This window comes from Cereibacter sp. Soil_C_27 (assembly GCF_057657095.1).
Genome location: NZ_JBDGJD010000004.1, coordinates 190,878 through 209,830, shown reverse-complemented (window position 1 = coordinate 209,830; position 18,953 = coordinate 190,878). Strand labels below are relative to the sequence as shown.

General features: G+C 68.7%; 21 protein-coding genes. 7 read left to right on the top strand and 14 right to left on the bottom strand.

Going from position 1 to position 18,953, the window contains the following annotated elements; translation table 11 throughout:
- The 10 genes from AC3A5Z_RS15840 to AC3A5Z_RS15795 form a co-directional block, all read right to left on the bottom strand.
- A complete protein-coding gene (locus AC3A5Z_RS15840; RefSeq protein WP_487520297.1) occupies positions 1–330 on the bottom strand; it encodes a hypothetical protein in 330 nt (109 codons plus the stop codon).
- Complete coding sequence (gene flhB / locus AC3A5Z_RS15835; protein WP_487520296.1) at positions 327–1,406, bottom strand: flagellar type III secretion system protein FlhB; 1,080 nt, start codon at positions 1,404–1,406, stop codon at positions 327–329. Before flhB ends, AC3A5Z_RS15840 begins: the two co-directional genes overlap by 4 nt.
- Positions 1,403–2,179, bottom strand: a complete 777-nt coding sequence (locus AC3A5Z_RS15830; RefSeq protein ID WP_487520295.1) for a flagellar biosynthetic protein FliR — start codon at positions 2,177–2,179, stop codon at positions 1,403–1,405. The genes flhB and AC3A5Z_RS15830 overlap by 4 nt, the downstream gene beginning before the upstream one ends.
- Complete coding sequence (locus AC3A5Z_RS15825) at positions 2,176–4,251, bottom strand: flagellar biosynthesis protein FlhA (protein WP_487520294.1); 2,076 nt, start codon at positions 4,249–4,251, stop codon at positions 2,176–2,178. Before AC3A5Z_RS15825 ends, AC3A5Z_RS15830 begins: the two co-directional genes overlap by 4 nt.
- 1 nt (position 4,252) lies before the next feature.
- Entirely contained in the window at positions 4,253–4,924 is a 672-nt protein-coding gene (locus AC3A5Z_RS15820; protein WP_487520293.1) for a lytic transglycosylase domain-containing protein, read from the bottom strand.
- A 74-nt stretch (positions 4,925–4,998) separates the two neighbouring features.
- Positions 4,999–7,119, bottom strand: a complete 2,121-nt coding sequence (locus tag AC3A5Z_RS15815) for a hypothetical protein (RefSeq protein ID WP_487520292.1) — start codon at positions 7,117–7,119, stop codon at positions 4,999–5,001.
- The gene (gene motA / locus AC3A5Z_RS15810; protein ID WP_487520291.1) at positions 7,116–7,985 is read right to left on the bottom strand and encodes a flagellar motor stator protein MotA; all 870 of its coding nucleotides are present in this window, start codon (positions 7,983–7,985) and stop codon (positions 7,116–7,118) included. Before motA ends, AC3A5Z_RS15815 begins: the two co-directional genes overlap by 4 nt.
- Positions 7,986–8,040: 55 nt before the next feature.
- Entirely contained in the window at positions 8,041–8,595 is a 555-nt protein-coding gene (locus AC3A5Z_RS15805) for a MotE family protein (protein WP_487520290.1), read from the bottom strand.
- On the bottom strand, positions 8,592–8,978 hold the full coding sequence (locus AC3A5Z_RS15800) for a hypothetical protein (protein WP_487520289.1): 387 nt from the start codon (positions 8,976–8,978) through the stop codon (positions 8,592–8,594). Before AC3A5Z_RS15800 ends, AC3A5Z_RS15805 begins: the two co-directional genes overlap by 4 nt.
- A 9-nt stretch (positions 8,979–8,987) precedes the next feature.
- Entirely contained in the window at positions 8,988–9,467 is a 480-nt protein-coding gene (locus tag AC3A5Z_RS15795; RefSeq protein WP_487520288.1) for a flagellar basal body-associated FliL family protein, read from the bottom strand.
- Between the two features lie 120 nt (positions 9,468–9,587).
- Between AC3A5Z_RS15795 and fliF the strand changes: the two genes are divergently transcribed.
- From fliF to AC3A5Z_RS15770, 5 genes are all read left to right on the top strand, one after another.
- On the top strand, positions 9,588–11,189 hold the full coding sequence (gene fliF, locus AC3A5Z_RS15790; RefSeq protein ID WP_487520287.1) for a flagellar basal-body MS-ring/collar protein FliF: 1,602 nt from the start codon (positions 9,588–9,590) through the stop codon (positions 11,187–11,189).
- A complete protein-coding gene (locus AC3A5Z_RS15785; protein ID WP_487520286.1) occupies positions 11,190–11,783 on the top strand; it encodes a FliH/SctL family protein in 594 nt (197 codons plus the stop codon).
- Positions 11,776–12,045, top strand: a complete 270-nt coding sequence (locus tag AC3A5Z_RS15780) for a FliM/FliN family flagellar motor switch protein (protein ID WP_487520285.1) — start codon at positions 11,776–11,778, stop codon at positions 12,043–12,045. The genes AC3A5Z_RS15785 and AC3A5Z_RS15780 overlap by 8 nt, the downstream gene beginning before the upstream one ends.
- A 2-nt stretch (positions 12,046–12,047) precedes the next feature.
- Positions 12,048–12,761: a flagellar type III secretion system pore protein FliP gene (fliP, locus tag AC3A5Z_RS15775; protein WP_487520582.1), complete on the top strand. Its 714-nt coding sequence runs from the start codon at positions 12,048–12,050 to the stop codon at positions 12,759–12,761.
- 126 nt (positions 12,762–12,887) lie between these two features.
- Positions 12,888–13,103, top strand: coding sequence for a DUF1127 domain-containing protein (locus tag AC3A5Z_RS15770; protein WP_487520284.1), 216 nt, complete (start codon positions 12,888–12,890; stop codon positions 13,101–13,103).
- A 24-nt stretch (positions 13,104–13,127) separates the two neighbouring features.
- Here the strand turns inward: AC3A5Z_RS15770 and rlmN are convergent, their stop codons facing one another.
- Entirely contained in the window at positions 13,128–14,306 is a 1,179-nt protein-coding gene (gene rlmN / locus AC3A5Z_RS15765; protein WP_487520283.1) for a dual-specificity RNA methyltransferase RlmN, read from the bottom strand.
- Between the two features lie 127 nt (positions 14,307–14,433).
- Positions 14,434–14,973, bottom strand: a complete 540-nt coding sequence (locus AC3A5Z_RS15760; RefSeq protein ID WP_487520282.1) for an invasion associated locus B family protein — start codon at positions 14,971–14,973, stop codon at positions 14,434–14,436.
- Positions 14,974–15,146: 173 nt separating this feature from the next.
- Here AC3A5Z_RS15760 and AC3A5Z_RS15755 point away from each other — a divergent pair, with 173 nt between their 5' ends.
- Both AC3A5Z_RS15755 and AC3A5Z_RS15750 read left to right on the top strand, forming a co-directional pair.
- Positions 15,147–16,139 carry an asparaginase gene (locus AC3A5Z_RS15755; protein ID WP_487520281.1) on the top strand — a complete coding sequence of 331 codons (993 nt, stop codon included), beginning with the start codon at positions 15,147–15,149 and terminating at the stop codon, positions 16,137–16,139.
- Between the two features lie 255 nt (positions 16,140–16,394).
- Positions 16,395–16,736, top strand: a complete 342-nt coding sequence (locus tag AC3A5Z_RS15750) for a DUF2794 domain-containing protein (protein ID WP_487520280.1) — start codon at positions 16,395–16,397, stop codon at positions 16,734–16,736.
- Here the strand turns inward: AC3A5Z_RS15750 and AC3A5Z_RS15745 are convergent.
- Positions 16,733–17,554, bottom strand: a complete 822-nt coding sequence (locus tag AC3A5Z_RS15745) for a C40 family peptidase (protein ID WP_487520279.1) — start codon at positions 17,552–17,554, stop codon at positions 16,733–16,735. The two genes, AC3A5Z_RS15750 and AC3A5Z_RS15745, sit on opposite strands and share 4 nt — an antisense overlap.
- On the bottom strand, positions 17,551–18,939 hold the full coding sequence (locus tag AC3A5Z_RS15740; protein WP_487520278.1) for a leucyl aminopeptidase family protein: 1,389 nt from the start codon (positions 18,937–18,939) through the stop codon (positions 17,551–17,553). The genes AC3A5Z_RS15745 and AC3A5Z_RS15740 overlap by 4 nt, the downstream gene beginning before the upstream one ends.
- Positions 18,940–18,953 lie beyond the last annotated feature (14 nt).

Sequence of the window (18,953 nt, the reverse complement as noted above, 5' to 3'; positions counted from 1 at the left end):
TTAGCGCAACTTCTCCCGCAGGAGCCGCAGCGCCTCGGTCTTGCCGAAGGCCTGCCGGGTGGCCTCCTCCGCCGCCATCCAGGCCACCGTCTGCCGCGCGAGCTGGAGGTTGATCTCCGCCCGCCGCGCCTCGGCCCAGCGCTGATAGCGCAGCTCGGCCTGGGCGGCGGCGATCGGCTCCAGATCCGGGGCAGGCCGGGCCACCAGCGCCTCCAGCCGGTCGAGGCTCTGCGCCCGGGCGGCGGCGGCGGCCCGCAGCTCGGCCAGTCGCGCGTCCAGCATCAGCTGCCCGATCGTCTCGAGCGCGGCCAGCCGCGCGCGGGCGCTCACGACAGGCCCCGGCGCTTGCGGCGCATGGTTTCGGCGAAACGGATGGCGGCGGCGACGGCGCGGTAATGTTCGGGCCGGATCTCCTGCCCGAGCTTCACCGAAGCGTAGAGCGCGCGCGCCGTCGGCGGATCGCTGTGCAGCGGCACCCCGGCTTCGATCGCCGTCTCGCGGATGCGCTGGGCGATCTCGTCGACGCCCTTGGCAAGGCAGACCGGGGCACGGCGCTGGCCGCGCGCCCATTTCAGCGCCACGGCGTAATGCGTCGGGTTGACCACCACGACATCGGCCTTGGGCACCTCGGCCAGCATCCGGTTGGTGGCTATGTCATAGCCCCGCCGCCGCCGCTGCGCCTTCATGTGCGGATCGCCCTCGGCGCTCTTCATCTCCTCCATCAGATCCTGCCGCGACATGCGGTTGCGCCGCAGAAGCTCCAGCCGCTGCCAGAGATAGTCGATGCCGCCGTTCAGCCCGGAAAAGATCACCACGATCATCAGGAACTGCAGCAGCATCCGCATCAGCGCCGCCATGGCGAGCGCCGGGGAGAGATAGAGCGTGCCGAGGATCTCGGCGCCATGCTGCGCGAGGTAGAAGCCGAGAAGCGCCGAGACCAGCAGCAGCTTGACGAGGCTCTTGGCGAACTCGAACAGCCCGTTCCGCCCGAACCGCTGCTTCACCCCGGCGATCAGCGACAGGCGAGAGAGCTGCGGCAAGAGCTTCTCGCCGGTCACGACCAGCGCATTCTGCGCAAGGATCGCCGCCAGCGCCGCCAGCGCCGGGACAAGGAACAGCGGCGAGACCGCGGTGAGCCAGGCCCGCAGGATCCCCGCCAGAGGGGCCGCGCCGCCTTCGCTTATCTGCGGCGCCAGACGGTCGGGCTCGGCCAGAAGCGCCATGCCCGCCTCTGCCGCATCGCGCAGGGCGGCGGGGCCGAAGGTGGCGGCGGCCAGCAGCAGCCCGGCGGAGGCCGCGGCTGCCGTCAGATCGGGCGAACGGGCGATCTCGCCCTTCCGGCGCGCATCCTCCAGCCGCTTCTGCGACGGGTCGTGCTGCTTCTCGCTGTCGTCCTCGCCGCTCATCGCGCGACCTGGAACGGGTCGGCGAGAAAGCCGTTCAGCGCCTCGATCCAGAGGCCGAGGGCGAGGGGGGTGACCGCGGCCAGCAGCGCCAGCCCGCCGAGGGTCAGGGCCGGGGCGCCGACAAAGGCCACCATGAGCTGCGGCATGGCGCGGTTGATGACGCCGAGGGCGATGTTGAAGATCAGCGAGGCCACGACGAAGGGGGCGGAGAGCGTGAAGGCCAGCGCAAAGCCCCGCCGCACCTGATGCAGCCCCCAGTCGGCCATGTCGGCGCTGCCCGGAAGCCGGCCGATCGGCAGGAGATCGTAGGAGAAGATCAGGAGCTCCGCCACCCGCACATGCAGCCCCGCCATCACCGCCAGCGCCAGCCCCGCCGTGATCAGGAGATTGCCGATGGCCGGCTGCGGCTCCGGCGCGGCCCCGGCGAAGAGCTGCGACAGCGATGTGGCCTGCGCCGCCATGGCCCCTGCCATCTGCAGCGTCATCACGAAGAAGCGCAGCCCGAGCCCGAGCGCGAGCCCGGTCGCCACCTCGGCCAGCAGCGGCAGCACAGTGCCCGGCGGCGGCGCGGCCACGCCGATGACGGCGGGCGCGACGACCGCGGTGAAGGCCAGTGCCAGCACGAGGCGGACGCGCTGCGGCACCGACTGCTCGCCGAAGGCCGGCAGCAGGCTCATCACCGCGCCGACCCGCAGGAAGACCAGAAACCCCGCCCAGATCAGCGGTGCGGCAAGGCCGGTCAGCGCCTCAAGCGGGGAGATAAGCGGCGTCATGCGGGGACGAGGCCGACCATCGAGGGCCGGGCCTCGGTGCCGATCTCCTCGTAGGAGAGCACCGGGGCGGGCAGGTTGCGCGCGGCCATCACGGTGCGCAGGAAGCGGCGGCGCAGGGTGGAGGTGACGAGGGCGGGATAGGTGCCGTTCTCGGCGGCGCGGTTCAACCGCTCGGCGATGGCATTGGCGAGGCGGCCGAAGGCCTCCGGCGGCAGGGCGACATCGCGCAGGCCACGGTCGCCCTCGATCTGATGCGCGGCGAAGGTCTTCTCCCACTCCGGCGCGAGCTGGATCAGCGGGATCGTCCCGTCCTCCCGCTTCAGCTCGGCGACCAGCTGGAAGCCGAGGCGCTGGCGGACATGCTCGCAGACCAGCTCCGGCGCGCCGAGACCGCGCGCCTCCGAGATCGCCTCGAGGATCAGCGGCAGGTTGCGGATCGACACCCGCTCGTCCAGGAGCAGGCGCAGCACCGTCAGCAGCAGGTCGACCGGCACCTTGTCGGGCACCAGCTCGTCCAGCAGGCGCCGGTTGCTCTCGGCCCGCGTGCGGTCGCTGAGATTGGTGAATTCGTCGAGCAGGCGCCGCAGCCCCTTCAGCGTCAGGAGCCGCGAAAGATTGGATTTCATCACTTCGAGAAGATGCGTCGCCAGAACCTCGGCGGGGGAAACCACGGTGAGACCAGCCAGCGCCGCATCCTCCTGATGGTCGGGCAGCACCCATCGGGCCGGGGCGCCATAGACCGGCTCGCGCACGTCGAGGCCCTCGGGGGCGGCAATGCCCTCGGTCAGAAGCACCAGCACCCGCTCCGGCAGCAGGCGGTCGCGGACCCGCTCCACCCCCTGAAGCCGGATCCGATAGGTGCCGGGCGGCAGCATCACCTCGTCGGTCAGCCGGATCTCGGGCAGGATCAGGCCGAAGGCGCTGGCGACATGGGTGCGCATGTTGGCGATGCGCGAATCGAGCCCCGTCGCCGGATCGAGTACCATCGAGACCAGGTTCGGCGCGAATTCGATATGGATATCGTCGAAATCCAGCACATCCCCCAGGGGGCGCTGGCGCGGAGCCTCCGGCGTCGCGGGCTGTTCGGGTGAGGCGGGCGGCGTGCGGTATCCCGCCAGCGCCAGCCCGCCGAGACAGGCGGCGGCCAGCATGAAGGGCAGGAAGGGCATGCCCGGCACCAGCGCGAAGGTCGCCATCAGCGCCGCCACCGTCGCCAGCGCCCCCGGATAGGCGCCGAGCTGGCGAAAGAAGGAGATATCCGCCGCCCCGGTGGCACCGCCCCGGGCAAGCAGAAGCGCCGCGGCGATGGAAATGATCACGGCCGGAATCTGGCTCACCAGCCCGTCGCCCACGGTGAGGATGGCATAGGTCTTGAACGCCTCGCCCGCCGGCATTTCGTGCAGCACGATGCCGACGATCAGGCCGACCACGATGTTCAGCCCGGTGATCAGCAGGCCGGCCACCGCGTCGCCCTTGACGAATTTCGACACCCCGTCGAGCGAGCCGAAGAAATTCGTCTCCGCCAGCTCGCGCTCGCGCCGCCGCTTGGCCTCGGCATGGTCGATCGCTCCCGCCGCCATGTCGCTGTCGATCGCCAGCTGCTTGCCCGGCATCCCGTCCAGCGCGAAGCGCGCGCCCACCTCGGCCATGCGCCCGGCGCCCATGGTGATGACCATGAAGTTCACGATCAGCAGCACGCAGAAGATCACAACCCCCATCAGCACGCTGCCATCCATGATGAAGCTGGCAAAACCCTCGATCACATGCCCTGCCGCCTGGGTGCCGGTGTGGCCCTGACCGATGATGAGCTTGGTCGAGGAGATGTTGAGCGACAGGCGCAGCATCAGCGAGGCGAGCAGGATCATCGGGAAGGCGGAGAAATCCAGCGGACGTTCGATGAACAGCGTGACGGTGAAGACGAGGATCGCCAGCGCGAAGGAGAGGGCGAGGCCGAGATCGAGCATCCAGGCCGGGATCGGCAGCACCATCATCACGATGATCGCCATCAGCGCGAGGGCGAGGAGAACAGTCGGCTGGAACAGGCTGCCGGTGCCGGGGGCGCGCGCTGCCATCTCAGTAGCCGATCAGCGGTCTGCCGCCGCCGAGCGAGACCGGAACCACCGAGCCCGGCGTGCCTACGCTGCCCGGTTGCAGCAGAGGGAACCCGTTGGCGCCTGCCAACTCCAGCGGCGCCCCGGCAAGCCCGGCGTAGACTGTGTCGAAGCGCGCGCGATAGGCGGTCGCGAGATCGGGCGTTGCGGAGTGATAGGCGCCGGCGGCCATGCTCCAGTCGCCGCTCTGCTCATGGAGCTGCTGCAGGAAGCGCGCCGCATAGAGCGCGTTGGCCTCGGGATCGAACATCGCCCCGATAGACCCGAAGGCGGCGCCATGCCAGCGGTAGTTGATCTGGAAACAGCCGATGTCGAAGCTCTGCTGTCCCATGCGCAGGGTCTCGGCAGCGAAGCCTTCGGCCTCATGGCGGGTTGCGAACCAATGTCCCTCGCCGCCGACATTCACTGCCCAGGGCCAGGGACGCAGGTCGCCGCCCTGGGTCCGCCCTGTTTCGACCAGGGCGATCGACCGCAGCACATCAAGCGGAACCCCGGACTGCCGCGCTGCGCGGCCCGCCGCCTCTTCGCAGAGACCGGGACTGTCGACGGCCCGCGCGAGAGCCGGCATCGGCAGCGCCAACATGGCGAAGCCTGCTGCGAAAAGCAGGCGATGGGCAAGATCCAGAAGGGGCACGGGGTTCTCCCTGTTCGCCGTCACGGGCGGCATCGCCACTCTATCGGGCGAGTCTTTCGAAGCGGTTAGCAGCCTCAGGGCGACGCTGCGGGCGTGTCGCGCAGCAGGGCGGCCAAGGCGTTCCGGGTCGCAGCGCTCTCGGCCAAAGCCGCGCGCCCGAGGGCCAGCGGGCCGGGAGGATCTGGCTCGGCCATGTCGCTCGCGGGTGGGGTCGCCGCCTGTTGGTCGGGGGGCACGAGAAGATCTGCCGCGTCCTTCCAGGCGCCCGTGCCGTCCCTGGCCATCCTGTCCCAGTCCTCGGCGCGCCGTGCGGCCCGGAGCACTCCTGTCTGATCACCCGCCTCGGCAAAAGCCGTCTCGGCGGCGGCAGGATCGCCCAGCCGCAGGGCCGCCTCGCCGCGCAGCGCTGCCGCTTTCTCCGATGTGAGCCCGGCAAGGGCGCGCAAGGCAGCGCGACCGTCCTCCTGCTGCAAGGCGATCTCGCCGGCAAGCAGCCGGTCCGCCTCCGCAGCGTCCGGTCGATCGTCGACCCAGCGCGCGGCAGCATCGGCAAAGCCGAGCCCGACCAGCCGCCGTGCGAGCGCGGTCCGGGTTTCTGGCGGCAGAGCAGGCACAGGGGCCTCCGCGCCGAGGACGGCATGGGCCAAGAGACTGCTGTCGGAGCCCTTTTCGGCGAGAATCTTCCACAAGACCGCATCTTCATCCGACGCGGGAAGGGCGAAGGCCGCGTCGCTGTCGCCCGAGGCCGCCAGGGCGCGGCGGTAGGTCGTGAGGATTCGCGGCTCCAGTGCTGCGCCGCTGTTTTCCCGCAGGAGTGCGGCGAGTGCCGTCACCGTATCGGGCGCGATGTTGCCGCCGGTGGCGATCTTCTGTTCGGCCAAGGCGAGGAGCGCCTCCGGCTCGGCCGGTCCAGGCGTGCTCGCAAAAGCATCAAGCGTCCTTTCGCCCGCCTCCCTGTCCCCCTCCGCGATCTCGAGCTTTGCCTCCATCACCTCGACCTGCGGGCCGGGAGGCCCGGGCGCCCGGGCGATGGCGTCGCGGATGGCGCGGGCGGTGGAGGGATCGCCATCATCGAGGAAGATCTGCGCCAGGCGCGGCCCGAGACCGCGCCGCAGGTGGATCGGCAGGCTGGAAAAACTGCGCAGCACCGCAGCGATCTGCCGCGCGCCAGTGTTCGAGCCTGGGTCGGCCAGGACGGCCCAGAGCGCGGCTGCCGTGTCGCAGGCCTCCATGCCTTGCAGCACTTCGGGATCCTCCTGCGTACCGTCGAGGATGCGGGCCATCGCGTCCCACAGCGGGCGCTCCGGGTCAGCAAGGTTGAAGCTGTGCATGATCTGTGCCGCTTCGGCGCCGAAACCCAGAAAGAGATAGTAGCGCACGGCTGCCCTGATCTTCTCTTCGTCGGGACGGTCGAGCTCGGCCGTCAGACTGCTGCTGACCGCCGAGATCGACTCCGCGACCGGACCCTCCTTGCCCCAGCTGTCGATGGCCAGCCGATCATCGGAAATGCACTGCAGGCCGGTGGCGGTCAGCTGATCGGGGGGGCGATCGGTGGCTTGTGGCGCAAAGCCCGCGGCCTCGCCGACGCGCACTTGCGGAAGCGACGGAGCCTCGGTCGCTGGGGGCAAGTCGGGAAGCGGGTCCGTGATTTCGACCGTGCCTGCTGCCGCGCCACGGCTGATCTGTTCCAGAAGCGACTGCCGCATGAGGCTGAGCGCCGGATCTTCGAGCGGTAGGGTGGGTGCCGGTTCGGCGAATGCAGGGGCTCGCCAGTCATAGCTGTAGCTGGGCGGCTTGGGTGCCGGCGCGGCCATCGGCGGTTCTTCGAAGGGAGACTCGGCGGCGGGAGGGCCATCGGCGAGGTCGATGACGATCACCCCCGGGCGGAGTTCCTCGGCTTCCGCATGGCAGAGGCAGCCGAGGTCGAGTTCCAGCCGCCCCTCCTCGGCGCCAGCGCGGATGTCGGCCAGCCGGTCGCGACGGATCAGCTTGTAGACATTGGCCAGATCGAAACGGACGTCAGATGGGGAGACCCTCAGCACATAGCGGTCACCCTCGCGCCGGAGTTGCCATGAGGTCAGACCGGCATCCTCCACGACGATCCGGGTGAAGCCGGCGTGTTCGCCGGATCGCAGATTGGCCTCGCGCGCCATCGCCGGGGGCGCGAGCAGGGCGAGGATCACCAGCCACCTCATGCCGCCTCCTGCTTCAGGGCCCGCAGTGCCTCCTCGAGGTCGGTGAAGCTGGGGCGGACGTTGTGGGGCGTGTTCTGCCGCCCGACCTCGATGCACATGTTCGCTGGATGGTTGTGCAGGTTTGCCACCAGCACCTCGCGGATGAGATTGTAGAAATGGGCGTCCTCCTCCACCACGGCCTTCACGCGGGCCGCGAAGGGGCCGACGATCCCGTAGGCGAGAAACACGCCGAGGAAGGTGCCGACCAGGGCGCCGCCGATCATCTTGCCGAGGATCTCCGGCGGTTGATCGATCGACCCCATGGTCTTGATCACCCCGAGAACCGCCGCGACGATGCCCAGGGCGGGCAGCGCGTCGGCCATGTTCTGCAGGGCGTGGCTGGAATGGAGCGCATGCGTCTGGGCCTTCTCGACCCGTTTGTCGAGGACCTCCTCGACCTGATGCGGGTCGTCGTAATTCATCGAAGCGGCGCGCAACGTGTCGCAGATCAGCTCGATCGCCTCGTGGTCGTGCTTGATCTTCTGATAGCGGGCGAAGACAGCGGATTCTTCGGGGTTCTCGATGTGCTCCTCAAGCCCGACCGGGTTCACCCGCGCGATCCGGATGAGTTCGAACAGCAGGCAAAGCAGGTCGCGGTAATCGGCGGGCTTCCAGGTCGGGCCCTTGAAGACCTTGCTGATATCCTTGAGCGCCTGTTTGACCGAGCTTGCGTCGTTGGACAGAAGGAAGGCCCCGGCGGCGGAGCCACCGATCATGATCATCTCGAAAGGGACGGCCTTCAGGATGATGCCGAGCTTGCCGCCCGCGAGAACATAGCCGCCGAACACCATGACGAAGATCACCACGATGCCAATTATGCCGAACATCTTCTTCTCCTGTAGGGGGCCGGGAGGGCAGGGCCCCCGGTAGGCGGGCGAGCCGTCATTCCGTGGGGACCAGCGCGTTGCGCCCGGCCAGCAGGACGCTGATGCTGTAGGCGGCATCGGCGCTCATGCCCGACAGGACGGAGGCGGCGGTGTCGGGGCGCATCCGTCCGATAAAGCCGGCGGCGAACTCAGGGGCCATCGCCTCGAACAAGGTGGCGGCATCCTTCGGCTTCATGGTTTCGTAGACCGAGGTCAGCTTGGTGAGATCGTTTTCGGAGGCGCCATCGGCGCGGGCCAGCGTGTCGGAGAGCGACGCCTCGGCGGCGGCGAGTTCCGCCAGCTTGGCGTCGATGGCCTGTCCCGCGAGGGCAAGGGCGGCCTTCCGGTCGTCCAGCGCCGCCTCCTGCACCGCCACCTGTTCCTCCCGCCGCCGGAGCGCTTCGGCGAGGGCGACGGGCGGTTCGGGGCAGACCAACGGCGCACCATCGGCAGGCTTTTCCGGGGCGCGGGCAAGGGCAATGCCGACACCGGCACCGATGCGCAGCGCGCCCGACGAGGCCAGAAGCAGCGCGAGCAACACCAGCGCGCCGCGACGCGTGTGGCGCCTCATGGCCCGGCCTCTGCGTTCTCGCGCAGGCTTCTGCGGCGGACGAAGCGCAGCCGCCGCTCGGCTTCCTGCTCTGCCTCATGACGCGGGTCGGGTCTGGCCTCGGGCATGTCATGCATCGACGCCAGAAGGAGCTCCAGCCGCGAGGCCGCAGCCTCCGACCGTGCCGTCAGCGCCTCCAGCGTGGCGGTGGAGGAATTGGCCGCGGCGCGAGCCCGCTCCAGGGCCCGGGTCATGTCGTCGACCTGGGCCGAGAGCACGGCAATGGCCCCGCCCATGCCGCCTTCCAGCGTCGAGAAGCGGCGCAGGCGTTGGGCAAGGACGTAGCAGTAGAGCGACGCGCCAAATGCACCTGCCGCCATCAGGATATCCGCAATGAGTTCCATCGGCCCCTCCTAGTTCAGCACGAATTCGGTGATCAGCAGATCGCGCACCCGGCCTTCGCCGGTCACGATCTGGATTCGGCGCAGCATCTGCGCACGCAGGCTGATCAGCGCTGCTGGATCCTCCAGTCGCGCCACCTCCACCGCGCGGAGGTAGCCGTTGAGCACGTCGAGGATGCGGGGCAACAGGAGCGTCACCTCGGCTACGAAGGGTTTCTCGACCTCGAGCTGCGCGGTGAAACGCAGGTGCGACATCGCCGCGCCGCGCCCCAGGCTGATCACCACGGGTTCGATCGGCACGAAGGCCAGATCCGGCAGGGGCGATTCTTCCTCCGCCGCGTGATCCTCCTGCGGGGGGCCGAGAATCAGCCCCGACCAGGTGGCGTAAAACCCGCCCCCGCCCAGCAGCAGCGCCAGCACCAGCCCGATGATCAGCGGGAGTTTCGATTTCTTCTTCGGGGCTTCGTCCTGCGGAATGTCGACGGCGGCCATGATCGTCTCCGGCTCTGTGGCGTCCCGACTTATAGGCCCGATCCTCCTAACCGATTCTTAAGTCCGATCGGTCATTTCTGGGGCCAGACGAGGCAGAAGCCTCCCCTTCGGAGAGCCCGCGTGCAGAATCTCATTTCGCTCTGGACCAGCATGGACAACCGGCGGCGCGTGGTCGTCCTCGGGGCGACGCTGGCGATGTTCCTTGCGGTTCTGGGCCTGTCCCGCATGGCGGGCACGCCCTCGATGGCACTGCTCTACGCCGGGCTCGACAGCGGGGCGGCGGGCGAGGTGGTCGCGGCGCTCGAGCAGCAGAAGGTGGCCTTCGAGGTCAGGGGCGATTCGATCTATGTCGATGGCGCGCGGCGCGATGCGTTGCGGATGATCCTTGCGGGCGAGGGGCTGCCGGCGGCCGGCGCGGCGGGCTACGAGTTGCTCGACGGGCTTTCGGGCTTCGGGACGACGTCGCAGATGTTCGACGCCGCTTATCTGCGGGCGAAGGAGGGAGAACTGGCCCGCACGATCCTGGCCAGTCCGCAGATCCGTGCGGCGCGCGTGCATATCGCCCAGGGCATGTCGCAACCCTTCCGCCGCGACCAGCACCCGACGGCCAGCGTGACGGTCACGACAGGCTCGGGCAGTGTGACGGAGGCGCAGGCCCGCGCCTTCAAGCATCTGGTGGCCTCGGCGGTTTCTGGCATGAGCCCTGCGGATGTGGCGGTGATCGACAGTGTGGGCGGGCTGGTCCAGCTGGGCGAGGAGGCGCAGCCGGGTGCGGATGGGGGCGATCGCGCGGAGGAACTGCGTCGAAATGTCGAAAGATTGCTGGCGGCGCGGGTGGGGCCCGGGAGAGCGGTGGTCGAGGTCAGCGTCGATGTGGAGACCGAACGGGAGCAGATCGTCGAGCAGACCTACGACCCGCAGGGTCGGGTGCCGATTTCTTCGGAGACGCAGGAGCGCAGCAGCTCTTCCACCCAGCCTGCACCGGGGGTGACAGTGGCCTCGAACCTGCCGCAGGGCGATGCGGCAGCGGGAGGGGATGGCAAGAGCAGCAGCAACGAGACCAAGGAGACGGTGAATTACGAGGTGTCCCAGACCCAGCGCGAGGTGCTGCGGCAGCCGGGGGCCATCCGCAAGATCAGCGTCGCGGTGCTGGTCGACGGGGTGAAGGCCACCGCAGAGGATGGCACGGTGACTTGGACGGCGCGACCGGAGGAGGAACTGGCCGTCCTGCGCGATCTCGTCGCCTCCGCCGTGGGGCTGGACGAGACGCGCGGGGACAAGCTGACCCTGCGCTCGCTGGCGTTCGAACCGCTGCCGCAGGAGGGCACGCTGGCCAGCCCGGGCTTTCTCGATGCAATGGGCGGGCTGAATCTGATGTCGGCGATCCAGATTGCGGTGCTGGCCTTGGTGGCGCTGATCCTCGGGCTTTTCGTCGTGCGTCCGCTGCTCCTGGCGCCGCCGCGCGCGGCAGCTGACCTGCCTGCGCTCCCGGCGCCCCTGGGCGGGGATGACGGGGGGGAGGAGGGCGATGCGCGCCGTGTCCTGACGGGCGAGATCGACGATGGCGGGGATTTGCCAACCTTCTCCATGGTCAATACCAGCGCGATGGATCTCGAGGAAGACAATGACCCGGTGGCCCGGCTGCGGCGGCTGATCGAGGAGCGGCAGACGGAATCGGTCGAGATCCTCAGGGGCTGGATGGAACTGGAGCGGGAGAAATAGATGGCCCCGCTGCGTCTTGAAGTCTTCGAGACCGAGGGTCCGCGGTCGGAGACGGTGGTGACCGATGCGTTGGCGCTCGAGGAGGGCAGGCTCAAGTCCTACGAGCAGGGCTACAGCGCCGGCTGGGAGGATGCGACCGCGGCCCAGACCGCCGAGGAGTCGCGGTTGCGAGCGGATCTGGCCCGCAATCTGCAGGCGCTTGGCTTCACCTTCCACGAGGCCCGGGTGCATGTGCTGCGCGCGATCGAGCCCTTGCTGGTGGAGGTCGTGACCCATCTCTTGCCCAGCCTCGCGCGAGAGGCGCTGGCACCGCTGGTGCTCGAGACGCTGATGCCTCTGGCCGACGACATGGCCGAGGCGCCCTTGACGCTGATGGTCCACCCGGCTGCCCGGCCTGCGGTCGAGGCGCTGCTGGATCAGGCCTTGGGTCTGCCGCTGACGCTCTGCGACGAGCCGTCGCTGAGCGAGGGCCAGGCACATCTGCGGCTGGGACAGAGCGAGACGCGCATCGATCTGGATCGCGCCAGCGCCGACATTGCCGCGGCGCTGCGCGGCTTCTTCGATCTGACCGAAAGGGACCGCCGCCATGGATGACACGACCGACCCGAACCCGTTCAGTCAGGTTCCGATCGAGATCACGATCTCGGTCGGCAAGGCGCGGCCGCAGGTGCGCGAGTTGCTGCGGCTGCAGCGCGATGCGGTGCTGGCGCTCGACCGCCGCGTGGACGACCCGGTGGAGCTTTTCGTCGGCGACCGGCTGATCGCCCGGGGCGAGCTGACCGAGCTGGAGGGCGATCAGGCGGGGCAGCTTGCGGTCCGGCTCACCGAAGTGGCCAATCTGCGTGGCGGGTTGTGACGCTGCGCCTTCTCCTCGCGCTGCTGCTGGCGGGGCTTGCCGGGCCCGCGCTGGCGCAGGAGTTCTCGATCGATTTCGGCGACGCCGGCTCGCTGTCGACGCGCAGCATCCAGCTTCTCGTGTTGATCACGCTTCTCAGCCTCGTGCCGGGCCTTGCGGTGATGGTGACCTGCTTTCCCTTCATCGTCACGGTGCTGTCGATCCTGCGGCAGGCGATCGGCCTGCAGCAGTCGCCGCCGAACATGCTGATCGTCAGCCTGGCGCTTTTTCTCACCTGGTATGTGATGGACCCGGTCTTCACCGAAGCCTGGGAAAGGGGCGTGGCACCGCTCGGGCGCAGCGAGCTCGATCTTCAGGCGGCGATTCCCCTGGTGCTGGCGCCCTTCCGCAGCTTCATGGCGGGCAGGCTCGACCCGGACACCTTCGCTACGCTTCAGGCGCTGCGGCCGGGAGAAACAGGGGCGGCGGTCGATGCGCCGCTGTCGCTGCTGTTGCCCGCGTTCCTCCTCTCGGAGATCCAGCGCGCCTTCGAGATCGGCTTTCTCATCTTCCTGCCCTTCCTGATCATAGATCTGGTGGTCGCCGCCGTGCTGATGTCGATGGGGATGATGATGGTGCCGCCCGCAATCGTCTCGATGCCGTTCAAGCTGGCCTTCTTCGTCGTCGCCGACGGTTGGAGCCTGATCTCCGGCGCCCTCGTGCGCAGCTATTTGTGACACGGAGATGCGCGCAAGCCATGCAGTTGCCGCATTGCGGCATTCCCGGAACGTCTGATGAAACCCGAGGGGGGATCGCTTAAATTTGGCAGGCAAACAAGGATCAATCAGAGAAAGAAGCAGATCATGTCCTACGCTCCCACTGTCGCCCAACGCCCGTTCAGCCTGTTCGAGGCGATCCGCAACGCCTTCTCCATCGACCCGGTCGAAGCCCGCCGCAACAAGGTCTACCGCAAGGTCCGCAACGAGCTTCAGTCGCTCTCCGACCGCGATCTCGCCGACATCGGCCTTTGCCGTGGCCAGATCGAGGATATCGCCGCCGAAGCCGCCGCGCGCGCCTGACCCTTCTGCCGCAGTGAGGCCGGTTTACAACCCGGCCTCTGCGGCAATCTCGGCGCGCGACTTGCGCGACCGTTCCGTCGCCGACTTCAGCTGACCGCAGGCCGCCATGATGTCTTCACCGCGCGGCGTCCGGATCGGCGAGGCATAACCCGCCTTGTAGATGATATCGGCAAAGGCGGCGATCCGCTCCGGCTCCGAGCGCTGATAAGGCGCCCCCGGCCACTCGTTGAACGGGATCAGGTTGATCTTCGCCGGAATTCCCGCGATCAGCTTGACCAGCCGCTTCGCATCCGCGTCGCTGTCGTTCACCCCGCGCAGCATCACATATTCGAAGGTGATCCGCTCGGAGTTCGACAGCCGCGGATAGTCGCGCAGCGCATCCAGCAACGTCTTGATATTCCACCGCTTGTTGATCGGCACCAGCCGGTCGCGCACCTCGTCGGTCGTGGCGTGGAACGACACGGCCAGAAGGCAGCCGATCTCTTCGGCGGTGCGTGCGATCTCAGGCACCACGCCCGAGGTCGACAGCGTGATCCGACGGCGCGAAAGGGTCAGCCCCTCGCCGTCCATCACCACCTTCATCGCGTCGCGCACATTGTCGAAATTGTAGAGCGGCTCGCCCATGCCCATCAGCACGAGGTTCGACACCAGCCGCGTCTCGTCCTTTGGCGCGCCGCGCTCCGGCCATTCGCCCAGGTCGTCGCGCGCCAGCATCAGCTGGCCGACGATCTCGCCCGCGGTCAGGTTGCGCACCAGCTTCTGCGTGCCGGTGTGGCAGAAGGAGCAGGTCAGCGTGCAGCCGACCTGACTCGAGACGCAGAGCGTGCCGCGGCCTTCCTCGGGGATGTAGACCGTCTCGACCTCATGCCCGCCGGCGATCCGCACGAGATACTTGCGCGTGCCGTCGGCGCTGATCTGGCGGGTGACGACCTCGGGCAGCTCGATGCTGAAATGCTCGGCCAGGAAAGCGCGGTAGTCCTTGGCCAGATTGGTCATCCCGGCAAAATCGCGCAGGCCCCAGTGGTAGACCCACTGCCAGACCTGCCCGACGCGCATCTTCGCCTGCCGTTCCTCGGTGCCCGCCGCGATCAGCGCCGCGCGCAACTGGTCGCGAGTGAGGCCGATAATATTGGTCTTCCCGCCCGCGGGCAGCTTGCGCGGCAGGGTCAGCACGTCTTGCGTGATCGGGGCGGTAACGGTCATGGCGTCCTCGGGATGGGCAAGGCGATGTATATAAGGGATTCGCGGCCGAAACGAAACCGTCAAGCGCGGCAGAAATGCAAAACGCCCCGGCCGTGGCCGGGGCGAAAAGGCTGCGCGGCGCCGCGGCTTACTTGCAGCGTGCCTCGGCGTCGGTCATCGCGGCCGTGAAACCGGCGAGCGAGAAGGTGTCGCGGGTCTGGGTGCCGCGGCCCGAACGGGCGGTCAGCACGGCGGTGGAGCCGCGCTTCATCGCCGCCAGCATCGCGCCGTCATCGGCGGTGCTCGACGGCCAGGCCCATTCGCCATCCGTCAGCATCTCGAAGCTCGCGCCGTCGATCGCCACGTTCACCGTCGAACCCGCGGCAAAGGGATAGCCGCCGGTGAAGGAGATCTCGCCATTGGCGCCGGTGCCGGGCCGGAAGGTGACGAAGAGCAGGATATCGCCGCGCCGCGCATCGGTGACGGGCTGGCCATCGCGCGAGTTCACGATCTCCTTCGGGCTCGACACGCCCCAGCACTCCTTCGGAGAGCCTTCGGTGAACACGCTCCAGTCGGTCTTGGTGGCAACGCGGTTGGTGGATTCCTGCGCCATGGTGATACTGCCGACGGCAGTCCCGGCCAGTGCGGTCATTGCGCAGGCGAGGACGCGCCCCTTCCAGGTGTTCATGTCGTTCACAGCCTCCAAGCTGTCAGATGCCTCTGCCCGATCTACGTCGCTTTGAAAAAGCGAGCTTTTCCTGTAGCGCAGGCCGTTTCAACTCGATAACCCTCTTTAACGCAAAGAACGCATGTCATGAAAGCCCTATGGGCATAAAATCGCGCATCCGTGAGGGGGTCGTCATGTCACGTCCGGTTCCAATGATCGAGCTCTGGCGCGGAGGCCTGCTCGAAAGCACCCATACCGGCCACGCCGTCATCTGCGATGCGCGCGGCGAGGTGGTCGAGGCCTGGGGCGACCCGAACAAGGTCATCTTCCCGCGCTCCTCCTGCAAGATGCTGCAGGCGCTGCCGCTTCTGGAAAGCGGTGCAGGGGCGGGGCTGGGCGAGCAGCAGCTGGCCTTGGCCTGCGCCAGCCATCAGGGCGCCGCGCTGCACACCGGCCACGTGTCGCGCTGGCTCGGAGAGCTCGGTCTGGCCGAGCCCGACCTGCGCTGCGGCGCGCATATGCCCGGCGACACCGAAGAGCGTGACCGGCTGATCCGCGGCTACGAGCAGCCCTGCCAGATCCACAACAACTGCTCGGGCAAGCATGCGGGCTTCCTGATGCTCAACCAGCATCTGAAGGCCGGCCCGGAGTATATCGAGCTCGACCATCCGGTGCAGCGCGCCGTGCGCAGCGCCTTCGAGGAGGTCACCGGCGAGACCAGCCCCGGCCATGGCATCGACGGCTGTTCGGCGCCGAACTTCGCCACCACCGTGCATGGTCTGGCGCGGGCGATGGCCTTCTTCGCCGCCGCCGACGACAGCGGGGATCTGCGTCAACGCTCGGCCGCGCGGCTGACCCGGGCAATGGCGGCCTTTCCGGAGCTGGTCGCTGGCGAGGGCCGGGCCTGCACCGAACTGATGCGGGCGATGCGCGGGCGGGTGACGATCAAGACCGGGGCGGAAGCCGTCTTTGTCGCGATCCTGCCCGAGCAGAAGCTGGGCGTCGCCCTGAAGATCGTCGATGGCGGCACCCGTGCTGCCGAGGCGGCCATCGCGGCGCTGCTGGTGCGGCTCGGCGTTCTCGACCCCGATCACCCGGCGACGCTGAAGCGGCTGAACGCGGTGCAGAGCAACTGGCGCGGCTTCGAAACCGGGGTGCTGAAGGCTTCCGTCGGCTTTCCGGGCTGAGCCTCGGGCAGATCGACCCCTGCCGCAATGGGGATGCGGCAGGGGGATTTGCGAACGCTTTACATCCGGCCCCCGGGCGGCTGGTGGGGGCTTCACCGTCTTGGGACCGGACAGGTCACTCGCTACCAGACCCGTTATCGCCGCCGATCCGGGCAGGCTCATGCGGGAAGCAAGGAGTTGTCTGGGCCTTTCCGTGGCCGGATTGCGGCGGGTCGGCGGGCTTGCTTTGCAGGCCGAACCCGCTAAGCTCGACCCATGACCGCGCAGCCCCCGATCCCCTTCGCCCCGCAGATCTCGGAACAGGTCAGCTTCGATCGACGCGAACTCGGGAAGATCCTGTCGCTCTATGGCCGGATGGTGGCCTGCGGCGAATGGCGCGACTACGGCCTGTCGTGCCTGCGCGAGATTGCCGTCTTCTCGGTCTTCCGCCGCACCGCCGAACACCCGCTCTACCGCATCGAGAAGCGCCCGCGCCTGCGCAACAAGCAGGGCATGTATTCCGTCGTCGGCATGGACGGTCAGATCCTGCGCCGCGGCCATGACCTCGACGCGGTGCTGCGCGTGCTCGAGCGCAAGCTGATCCGCCCGATCGACTAGCGCGGGCGGCGGCGGGCGATCACCGGCCCGGCATCCTGCGCCGCGATCCGGTCGATGGCGGCCTGCCGGTCTTCGATCACCACCTGCATGAACTGGCCGGTGGCGTGGATCATCCGCGTCTCGTCGGCCACCAGTGCGACATGGCCCTTCCAGAACAGCAGATCGCCGCGCTGCAAGTCGGCCTCCTCGACCTCGGTGCCGATCTCCCGCTGCAGGTCGCTGTCGCCCGGGCAGGCGATGCCACAAGCCAGCAGTGCGGCCTGCGCCAGCCCCGAACAGTCGATCCCGCTCCGGCTGTTGCCACCCCAGAGATAGGGCGTGCCGAGAAACAGCATTGCCACCTCCACCGGGTCGGCGAACCGTTCGCCCAAGGGGCGCAGATGGCCGGTTGGGACGTAACCCGCCGTGGTTTCCGTGAAATCTCGTGCTTCACGAATGACCGAGACCTTCGCGCCGAAGCTGAGGCTGGCGATCTCGCGCGCCTGCACCCGGGGCTCGGGGTAAAGGTGCGTCGCCGGGGCACTGACCCAATGCGTCCCCCCCTGCGGCACGCCGAGCGCCGTCTCGGCGACATAGCCGCAGAACCCGTCTTTTTCGGCGCGCCCGAAGGCGAAGCCCGCGTGGCGGTCGATCACCAGAAAGCCGTCGCCCATCAGCAGCTGCCGGTCGCGCGCCCCGCGCGGGCCGGCCAGCAGATCGGTCAGCGGCACGGCGATCTCGGCGGCCTCGCCCGGGGTGTAGCGTGGCGCCTCGACCACGCCACTCAGGCTCTCATGCGCGGCGCGGGCGTTGGCGGGGGTGGTGCGACGGTCGCTCACAGGTCGAGGATTCCCGGCAGCGCGGCGAGGATCGCCCGCGCCCCCTGACCGACACCGCCTTTCGGGCGGGCAGGCAGGTCGGAGGGGCTGTGGCCGTAGATGTCGAAATGCATGTAGCGCGGGGTTTCGACGAAGCGGCGCAGGAAGAGGGCCGCGGTGATCGACCCGGCAAAGCCGCCCGAGGGCGCGTTGTCGAGATCGGCGATCCCCGGCTCGATCATCGGCTCGTAGGGCTCCCAGAAGGGCAGGCGCCAGACAGGGTCGCAGGCGCCGGGCGCGGCCTGCTGCAGCGCCGCAGCCATCGGCTCGTCATCGGTGTAGAAGGGGGCCAGATCGGGGCCGACCGCCACGCGCGCGGCCCCGGTCAGCGTCGCCATCGAGATGATGACCTCTGGCGCCTCCTCATCCGCCAGCGCCAGCGCGTCGGCGAGGATCAGGCGCCCCTCGGCATCGGTGTTGTTCACCTCCACCGTCAGGCCCTTGCGCGAGGTCAGGATATCGCGCGGCCGCATCGCCGCGCCGGAAATGCTGTTCTCGACCGCGGGCACGATCACCCGCAGCTGTAGCGGCAGTTGCAGCGCCATGATCATCCGGGCGAGGCCCATGACCGTCGCGGCACCGCCCATGTCCTTCTTCATCAGCAGCATCCCGGCGCTCGGCTTGATGTCGAGCCCGCCGGTGTCGAAGCACACCCCCTTGCCGACCAGCGTCAGCTTCGGCCCGGCGCTGCCCCAGCGCATCTCCATCAGCCGCGGCGCGCGCGGCGAGGCGCGGCCGACCGCATGGATCATCGGGAAGTTCTGCGCCAGCAGATCCTCGCCGCGGACGACCGTGCTGCTGGCACCGAATTCCTGCGCAAGTGCCAGAAAGGCCTCTTCCAGCTCCGCCGGCCCCAGGTCCGAGGCGGGCGTGTCGATCAGGCGGCGGGTCAGCATCTCGCCCTCGGCCATGGCAAGCAGCCGGGCGGCATCGCAGCCTTCGGGCGCCTTCAGCCGGGCCTGTGCGGCGGGCTTGGCCTTGCTGCGGTAGCGGTCGAACCTGTAGCCCGAAAGCAGCCAGCCGAGCGCCGCCTCATCCGCCTGTTCCGGGGTCAGATCGCCCTCCAGATGCCAGTCGCCCGCCGGAAGTGCTGCGCTGGCGCGGGCCAGCCCGAAGCGCCCGCGGGCGCGGGTTTTGGCCGTGCCGAAGCCCACGACCGCCGCCGCCACCCCGCCATCCGCCGCCGGGATCAGCCGCAGATCCCCGAGCGCCGCCTCGAACCCGGTCGCCTCGAGCCAGGCCTGCACCGCGTCGCTCTGCGTCTCGCACCAGACGGCGAGACTGTCGGCGGCGACCACATGCAGCGGGCGCGACGGGGCGGCGGGATCGGCGAAAGCGAGGGCCATGGGCAGGTTCCGGT

What these genes read in the sequence shown, in the direction of transcription:
- AC3A5Z_RS15825 (WP_487520294.1), bottom strand. Translation starts at nt 4,251, where the DNA reads ATGGCAGCGCGCGCCCCCGGCACCGGCAGCCTGTTCCAGCCGACTGTT.
- flhB (WP_487520296.1), bottom strand. Translation starts at nt 1,406, where the DNA reads ATGAGCGGCGAGGACGACAGCGAGAAGCAGCACGACCCGTCGCAGAAG.
- AC3A5Z_RS15805 (WP_487520290.1), bottom strand. Translation starts at nt 8,595, where the DNA reads ATGAGGCGCCACACGCGTCGCGGCGCGCTGGTGTTGCTCGCGCTGCTT.
- AC3A5Z_RS15780 (WP_487520285.1), top strand. Translation starts at nt 11,776, where the DNA reads ATGGATGACACGACCGACCCGAACCCGTTCAGTCAGGTTCCGATCGAG.
- AC3A5Z_RS15815 (WP_487520292.1), bottom strand. Translation starts at nt 7,119, where the DNA reads ATGAGGTGGCTGGTGATCCTCGCCCTGCTCGCGCCCCCGGCGATGGCG.
- AC3A5Z_RS15800 (WP_487520289.1), bottom strand. Translation starts at nt 8,978, where the DNA reads ATGGAACTCATTGCGGATATCCTGATGGCGGCAGGTGCATTTGGCGCG.
- AC3A5Z_RS15740 (WP_487520278.1), bottom strand. Translation starts at nt 18,939, where the DNA reads ATGGCCCTCGCTTTCGCCGATCCCGCCGCCCCGTCGCGCCCGCTGCAT.
- AC3A5Z_RS15750 (WP_487520280.1), top strand. Translation starts at nt 16,395, where the DNA reads ATGACCGCGCAGCCCCCGATCCCCTTCGCCCCGCAGATCTCGGAACAG.
- motA (WP_487520291.1), bottom strand. Translation starts at nt 7,985, where the DNA reads ATGTTCGGCATAATTGGCATCGTGGTGATCTTCGTCATGGTGTTCGGC.
- AC3A5Z_RS15755 (WP_487520281.1), top strand. Translation starts at nt 15,147, where the DNA reads ATGTCACGTCCGGTTCCAATGATCGAGCTCTGGCGCGGAGGCCTGCTC.
- AC3A5Z_RS15785 (WP_487520286.1), top strand. Translation starts at nt 11,190, where the DNA reads ATGGCCCCGCTGCGTCTTGAAGTCTTCGAGACCGAGGGTCCGCGGTCG.
- AC3A5Z_RS15770 (WP_487520284.1), top strand. Translation starts at nt 12,888, where the DNA reads ATGTCCTACGCTCCCACTGTCGCCCAACGCCCGTTCAGCCTGTTCGAG.
- AC3A5Z_RS15830 (WP_487520295.1), bottom strand. Translation starts at nt 2,179, where the DNA reads ATGACGCCGCTTATCTCCCCGCTTGAGGCGCTGACCGGCCTTGCCGCA.
- AC3A5Z_RS15795 (WP_487520288.1), bottom strand. Translation starts at nt 9,467, where the DNA reads ATGGCCGCCGTCGACATTCCGCAGGACGAAGCCCCGAAGAAGAAATCG.
- AC3A5Z_RS15760 (WP_487520282.1), bottom strand. Translation starts at nt 14,973, where the DNA reads ATGAACACCTGGAAGGGGCGCGTCCTCGCCTGCGCAATGACCGCACTG.
- rlmN (WP_487520283.1), bottom strand. Translation starts at nt 14,306, where the DNA reads ATGACCGTTACCGCCCCGATCACGCAAGACGTGCTGACCCTGCCGCGC.